This is a genomic window from Tardiphaga sp., assembly GCF_044336785.1.
In the GTDB taxonomy this organism is placed as follows: domain Bacteria; phylum Pseudomonadota; class Alphaproteobacteria; order Rhizobiales; family Xanthobacteraceae; genus Tardiphaga.
Map to the genome: position 1 here is coordinate 1 of NZ_JBIIOT010000167.1, position 6,279 is coordinate 6,279.

Consider the following 6,279-nt stretch of genomic DNA (forward strand, 5'->3'; position numbering starts at 1 on the left):
GCATCAGCAGAAGTCATGGAGCTTTCTACGGCGTTTCCCGATCCCGGAAACCAAGGCGCGCAGCGAAGAGATCATCGAGCTGCTGGGCCTGGCCGACAAGGCGCACACGCTGTCGCGAAACCTGTCCCATGGCGATCAGAAGCTGCTCGATATCGGCCTGGCACTCGCAATGGAGCCCAAAGTGCTGCTGCTGGACGAGCCGACCGCCGGCATGGGGCCGGACGAGCGCTGGCGGATGATCGGCAAGGTGCAGCATCTCTGGCAGGTGAAGAAGATGACCGTGCTGTTCATCGAGCACGACATGGATATCGTCTTCAAGATCGCCCAGAAGATCCATGTGCTGAAATACGGCGCCGTGCTGGCAACAGGCACCGCCGACGAGATCCGGCGCAATCAGGATGTCATCGACGCCTATCTCGGGACCGACCATCATCTGTCCGAAGCGGTAGGAGAGGCATGATGGCCGAGCCGTTCCTTCATGTCGAAGCCGCCGATGTCTATTACGGCGCCAGCCAGATCCTGTTCGGCGTCGATCTCGCCGTCGAGCAGGGCCAGACCATGGCGCTGCTCGGCCGCAACGGCGCCGGCAAATCCACCACCTTCAAGATGATCGCTGGCCTGGCGCCCCCGCGCCGCGGCAAGGTCGCGCTGGCGGGGCAGGGGCTGGCTGGCCGTCCATCCTACAAGATCGCACGATCTGGCATCGGCTATGTGCCGGAAAACCGCCAAGTGTTTCCCGAGCACACCGTCGATGACAATCTCGTTGTCGCCGCCAAGAAGGGGCCGCGCGGCGACAATCACTGGAACCGCCAGCGGATCTATGAGGTGTTTCCGATCCTCGCCACCATGAAGGAGCGGATGGCTGGGCGTCTGTCCGGCGGCGAGCAGCAGATGCTGACGATCGCGCGCACGCTCATGGGCAACCCCGATGTGCTGCTGCTCGATGAGCCGAGCGAAGGCCTCGCGCCGATCATCGTGCAGGCCATCGGCGAACTCATCAAGACGTTGCGGGGCATGGGCGTGACCATCCTGCTGGCCGAGCAGAACATGCATTTCTGCCTCGGCATCGCCACCCATGCGACGGTCATCGACAAGGGGCAGATCGTGTATCGCGCCACCATCGATGAGCTCCGGCACAACGAAGAGATCAAGCAGCGCTATCTTGCGGTCTAGTACCCGCCAGCCATCGCGCCAACAAAAGCAAGAAAGGGAGTGCCATGACGAAACGGGACGAAGGGCGCGGCCGCATTGCCGTGGTGACGGGCGGCGCAAGCGGTATCGGTCTGGCGACAGCGACGGTGCTGATCGAACGCGGCTGGCGTGTGGTCATTTCCGACATCAATGCGAAAGCCAATCAGGACTCCGCAACAAAGATCGGCGCGGAGTCTGTTCCCTTCGACGTCACCGATGAACATGCCACTGAAGCCGCCTTCGCTGATATCGAATCCCGTCTCGGACCGATCGAGGCGCTGTTCGCCAATGCCGGCGTGATCCAGTCGGGTGGCCGATCGGAAGACCTGCCGCTCGCCGAATTTGACAAGGTCATCGCCGCCAATCTGCGCGGTGTCTATGTGTCCTGCATCACCGCGGGCAAGCGCATGACCAAGCGTGGGCGCGGAGGCATCGTGATCACGGGTTCGGTCACGGCTTCGCGCACCGCGCCGCTGCATGCCTATGCGCCGTCGAAGGCCGCGGCTGTTCATATGGCGGCGTGTCTTGCTGCCGATTGGGGCCGCTCGGGCGTGCGCGTCAATGCGGTATCGCCGGGCTATGTCGGCACCCCGCCATTGCTGGCCAATATCGAACGCGGCACCCGCGACAAGCGCCTGTTGACCGATGGCGCAGCGCTGGGACGCATGGTCGATCCCGAGGAGATCGGGCGCGGCGTCGCCTTCCTACTGTCGGACGATGCGTCGGCGATCACCGGCATCAATCTGCCCGTCGATGCCGGCTGGCTCGCCAGTTCGCATCTCACGACCTATGGCGGCGTGCCCGCCGCACGCTGAATTTCTTCACCGGGAACCAACTGACTGCAGCTCTGCAAAGAGCTCGCCCAGCTATGGAAACAGCATCATGACCTCTACCCAGAAATCACCGTTCGATCTGACCGGACGCCGCATCGTGATCGCTGGCGCAGCCGGCGGCATTGGCAGCGAAACCGCAAAGCTCGCCGCCAAACAGGGCGCCACACTGGTTCTGATCGATATCGTCGGCAAGGACCGCATCCGCGAGCGTGTTGGTGCCGAGCTGGCTGATCGCTCCGATATCTACAGCCTGGATACCGGCGTGCGTGCCGATGTCGATGCCGCCGCCAAGCAGATCGGCCCCGTTTATGGCCTCGTCGATACGGCGGCGATTGCACCACATGACGACTGGATGGCACCGGATTGGGAGGAGTCGCTGGATCGCGTCATCCGCGCCAATGTGAAGGGCCCGATTAATCTTACCCGCGCTTTTGTGCCGGGCATGATGGAAGCCGGCGAGGGCCGCGTGGTGTTGTGCGGCTCTGTGGCGGGTTGGATGGGCGGCCTGCGCACCGGTCCGCATTACGCCTTCGCCAAAGGCGGCATTCATTCATTCGTGCGCTGGCTGGCCAGTAAATCCGCGCCGCGCAATGTCCTCGTCAACGGCATCGCACCTGGCCCCGTCGAAACCGCGATGACCGAAGGCAAGGGCTATGACACCTCGCTCTATCCGCTGAAGCGCATGGCCAAGGCCGAGGAGATCGCCGCGACCGCTGTGTTCCTCTGCGGTGCCGGCGCCGGTTATGCGTCAGGCGCGATCTTCGACATCAACGGCGCCACCCACTTCCACTGATCAGATGAGCCTGGTGGCGACAAGAACCGAGATCACAAGCAGGACCGCGATGATGACCACGACAAAGGGCAGCATCGCGCGATAGGCCTCGCGCTCATGACCGGGCGTGCCGGCCAGATTGCACACGATCGACATCCGCACCGGCGACACCATGTTGAGCGACAGCGCAGCCGCATGCTGAAGCGCGACGACGGCCGCAACATCGAGCGCTGCCTCTTTGGCGAGGCTGAGCTGCGCCGGCATGAACAGACCGTTGGCCGCATTGCCGCTATTGGCCAACGCGCCGAACACAGCCGAGATCATCGGCGTGACGGTCACCGACCAGACGCCGAATGTCTCATACATGCCGCGGGCAAGGCCGCCGGCGATGCCCGAGCGCGATAGCAATTCGGCCATCATCGAGAACACCACGACCGTGAGCACGGCGAGCCGGCCGGTCGTCCACGCCGTCGCGATCTCGGCGGGGAAGGCGCGCTGGTGCCCGCGCAGCAGCGCCGTCAGCACGGCGGCGACCACCAGCCAGGTTCCGGCATGAAAGAGCGGAGCCCAGACCGGTGCCCCGGCAAATGGGCTGATGCTCCACGATGTCTGCAGGAACTGGTTCAGCGGCGGCGCCAGGCGCGTCAGCGCCAGCCAGCCGATCAGCAGCGTGAAGGGCAGCATGCGCCGGGCCGCTGCCCTGAGCGCCGCGCGATCCGGCTTCTCGTCGATCAGATAGCGCAGCACGATCGCCGGGCCGAAGGCTGCCAGCATCGCCGGCTCCGGCCCAAGAAACGCCGTGGCGATGATGGCGAGACCGAGACTGCCCAGCAGCCAGACCGCTTCGCTCGCGCGCTCGCGCCAATTTGCCCCGATGCCGGCGCGCTCTGCCATGCACCAATAGATCGGCAACCAGAGAACATTGAAAACGAGATAGATGTAACTGGTGTGCAGCGCCAAAGCGGTGGGATCCGTTCGCGCGAAAGCCGCGCCCACCACCGCACCACTGCCCATGGCGCCCCATACGATCATGGTCTGGCTGATCAGCGAGAAGGCGAGCAGTTCGATCGGCTTCAGCCCGAGCCGCCGGATCAGCACCATCGTCCCCATGATGCCGATGCCAAACCCCGTCGCGGATTCCGCAAAGGGCCCGATCAGATAGCAAGCCGTGAACAACAGGCGCCGCCGTGCATGCGCGTTGGGCAGCGTCTCCTCGACGGGCATCGCCGCATTGCCGCTGCGGATCGCCATCTGCCAGAACAGCAAGCCGCCGAGAATGTAAGGCACCACGATCCAGCCGATCCAGGCGCCGCGCAGCAGGGCTGCGCCGGCATCGGCGATGGGAAACACATGCGGCGCGGTCGTCATCGCCACAACGAAGGCGGTTGCGAGGCCGATCAGCGCAGCGGGAAGCGTTCCCGCCTGACCGCTGGCGATCACGCCGATCACGGCGAGCGCTGGCAATGACCAAGCGAGATAAAGCACGACGTCGCCTCCCGAGGTAACCTGCTCAGAAGGCAGAATGCGCAATTCGCGCAGGCGTCACCATTTCGGCCACGATACCGCGATTCGGTCCTCGCCGAGAGGCGCTCCGGGGCGCCGGTCCCGCGCTCGGCAGCATCTAGATTTCCTCGACCGGCCCGCCTATATTGGGTCTGTCGCAAGACGATGGCGCTGAACCTCACGATGGACCGCAGGCAGACCCGGGGGCAGTACCCGGCGCCTCCACCTCAGCAGCTTCTGGATCTCGATGCAGGGCTGCTGAGGCGGGGGCGAAACAGGATCGATGGCTGCGAAGAAGTCGCGAATTGTGCTCGGCATGATACCGCCGTTATCGGGTCAAAAACCTAAATGCCAACGATAACGTTAGCATGAACGAAGTGCGCCTCGCGGCGTAACCGTTCGGGGTTGGTCCACCTAGCAACAGAACGGCCGGCCGCGTCATCCTTCGGGATGGCGCGGTTTTATTTTGGGCTCTGATTTTTGTGCACGCGCTGGGCGACGGCAATCTATTGCCAAAGCTGCGACGCAATTCGATCACTTTGAAATGCACACTTCTGCGCATTCTCGATCGGACAGAAGGAGCAACCTATGGCGCGAAATTTTGGCGTTCACCGGCGGTTCAATCATTCGGCCGATGCGCCGGTGTGGCCGCTCTGGATGATGACCTTTGCGGCTGTCGCCGTGATCAATGCGGCGACGTTCTTGCCGCCGCGCTAACGCGGCGCGCGCAAATTAACCTGCGTTAGCAGCGGCGTCGCAATGCGAGGCATTTCCCCGCCGTCATTTTAAATCTCGTCCGGTACATCTCTCCGAAACACAATCGGGGGCGATCGTGATCGAGACACTGCTTATGCTGGCGGCTATCGTCGGCGTCATCTGCCTTGGCGTCCAGATCTATCTGTGGCGGCAGGATGTATTGTGGGGTCCGTATATCCGCCGCGAGGAGCGGGGCGGGCGCCTGTTCGGCTGATCGTAACGTCGCTTACCTGAGCGACGTGTTGATCGATGTGAACTTGCCTTTGAGATTGCTGCCGGTGCCATTGACGACAGCGATGATGGCGAGTGCGATACCGGCTGCAATCAGGCCGTATTCGATGGCCGTTGCGCCCGATTCGTCGGCAATGAAGCGTTTGATCAATGTCATGCGTCAGACGTTACGGCTCCGGCATGAATCGCGCGTAAATAGCTACCGAACTGCTGACGGTAAAATAAGCGGATATTCTCATCCATTGAGTGACGTTGAGCGCAGGACCGTCATTTGAGGTTGCGCCACGGCCCATCGGCGGAAGCTTTGTGTTTACCATAAGCCGGTTCTCCCCATTTTCGCCCTGATCCAGCTACGATATGTTCACCACGCGATGTGGAAGTGGGGCACATCGTAATTTTGCGGTCGCGTGTTGCCCGATGGGCAGATGACCGCTGGAATGGTATTGGGGCGCATGGGGATTCTTCGGTCACACCGCATCGGTCGTGCTGCGAGCGCAGTAGCGACCATGGGTGCCTGCCTGGCGCTGGCCAATTGCTCGTCCCAGACCACAAGCTTCAGCCGTCTCGATCCCAAATACGGTGTCTCCAGCAGCCCGCGCGTGGTCGGCGCCGGGGAGGCTGTTCCCAAAGGCGGCGGCACCTATCGCGTCGGCAAGCCCTATGTGGTGGCCGGCCGAACCTATGTTCCCGAGGAGAATGCCAATTACCGCGCCGAAGGCATGGCGTCCTGGTATGGCGACGCGTTTCATGGCCGCCTGACCGCCAATGGCGAAGTGTTCGACATGGCGTCGCTGACCGCAGCGCATCCGACCCTGCCGATCCCGAGCTATGCGCGCGTCACCAATGTGAAGAACGGCAAATCACTGATCGTGCGCGTCAATGATCGCGGTCCATATCACGGCAACCGCCTGATCGACGTCTCAAACAAGGCCGCCGAACTTCTGGAATTCAAGGGCAACGGCATCGCGCGCGTGCGCGTCGAATATGTCGGTC

At 62.8% G+C, this 6,279-nt stretch carries 9 protein-coding genes and 1 other RNA gene; 8 read left to right on the forward strand and 2 right to left on the reverse strand.

Going from position 1 to position 6,279, the window contains the following annotated elements:
- From ACIQ2A_RS25230 to ACIQ2A_RS25245, 4 genes are all read left to right on the forward strand, one after another.
- The coding region (locus ACIQ2A_RS25230) for an ATP-binding cassette domain-containing protein (protein ID WP_398484688.1) at window positions 1–460 on the forward strand (460 nt) is incomplete at its 5' end.
- Window positions 460–1,173, forward strand: coding sequence for an ABC transporter ATP-binding protein (locus ACIQ2A_RS25235; RefSeq protein WP_398484690.1), 714 nt, complete (start codon window positions 460–462; stop codon window positions 1,171–1,173). The genes ACIQ2A_RS25230 and ACIQ2A_RS25235, both read left to right, overlap by 1 nt.
- Before the next feature lie 44 nt (window positions 1,174–1,217).
- On the forward strand, window positions 1,218–2,006 hold the full coding sequence (locus ACIQ2A_RS25240) for an SDR family NAD(P)-dependent oxidoreductase (protein ID WP_398484692.1): 789 nt from the start codon (window positions 1,218–1,220) through the stop codon (window positions 2,004–2,006).
- A gap of 67 nt (window positions 2,007–2,073) precedes the next feature.
- Entirely contained in the window at window positions 2,074–2,817 is a 744-nt protein-coding gene (locus ACIQ2A_RS25245) for an SDR family NAD(P)-dependent oxidoreductase (RefSeq protein WP_398484694.1), read from the forward strand.
- Here the strand turns inward: ACIQ2A_RS25245 and ACIQ2A_RS25250 are convergent, their stop codons facing one another.
- A complete protein-coding gene (locus ACIQ2A_RS25250) occupies window positions 2,818–4,281 on the reverse strand; it encodes an L-lactate permease (RefSeq protein WP_398484696.1) in 1,464 nt (487 codons plus the stop codon). It abuts the gene before it with no gap.
- 133 nt (window positions 4,282–4,414) lie between these two features.
- Here ACIQ2A_RS25250 and ssrA point away from each other — a divergent pair.
- From ssrA to ACIQ2A_RS25265, 3 genes are all read left to right on the forward strand, one after another.
- Window positions 4,415–4,735, forward strand: a transfer-messenger RNA (tmRNA) gene (gene ssrA, locus ACIQ2A_RS25255).
- A 152-nt stretch (window positions 4,736–4,887) separates the two neighbouring features.
- Window positions 4,888–5,016 carry a hypothetical protein gene (locus ACIQ2A_RS25260; protein ID WP_398484698.1) on the forward strand — a complete coding sequence of 43 codons (129 nt, stop codon included), beginning with the start codon at window positions 4,888–4,890 and terminating at the stop codon, window positions 5,014–5,016.
- Between the two features lie 115 nt (window positions 5,017–5,131).
- Window positions 5,132–5,269, forward strand: coding sequence for a hypothetical protein (locus ACIQ2A_RS25265; protein ID WP_398484700.1), 138 nt, complete (start codon window positions 5,132–5,134; stop codon window positions 5,267–5,269).
- 12 nt (window positions 5,270–5,281) lie between these two features.
- Here the strand turns inward: ACIQ2A_RS25265 and ACIQ2A_RS25270 are convergent, their stop codons facing one another.
- Window positions 5,282–5,443, reverse strand: a complete 162-nt coding sequence (locus ACIQ2A_RS25270; RefSeq protein ID WP_398484702.1) for a Flp family type IVb pilin — start codon at window positions 5,441–5,443, stop codon at window positions 5,282–5,284.
- Between the two features lie 295 nt (window positions 5,444–5,738).
- Here ACIQ2A_RS25270 and ACIQ2A_RS25275 point away from each other — a divergent pair.
- A partial coding sequence (locus ACIQ2A_RS25275) for a septal ring lytic transglycosylase RlpA family protein (protein WP_398484704.1) occupies window positions 5,739–6,279 on the forward strand: 541 nt, incomplete at its 3' end.

Bases quoted from the DNA above. Each gene is read 5' to 3' on its own strand.
- ACIQ2A_RS25235 (WP_398484690.1), top strand. From the start codon at position 460: ATGGCCGAGCCGTTCCTTCATGTCGAAGCCGCCGATGTCTATTACGGC.
- ACIQ2A_RS25240 (WP_398484692.1), top strand. From the start codon at position 1,218: ATGACGAAACGGGACGAAGGGCGCGGCCGCATTGCCGTGGTGACGGGC.
- ACIQ2A_RS25245 (WP_398484694.1), top strand. From the start codon at position 2,074: ATGACCTCTACCCAGAAATCACCGTTCGATCTGACCGGACGCCGCATC.
- ACIQ2A_RS25260 (WP_398484698.1), top strand. From the start codon at position 4,888: ATGGCGCGAAATTTTGGCGTTCACCGGCGGTTCAATCATTCGGCCGAT.
- ACIQ2A_RS25270 (WP_398484702.1), bottom strand. From the start codon at position 5,443: ATGACATTGATCAAACGCTTCATTGCCGACGAATCGGGCGCAACGGCC.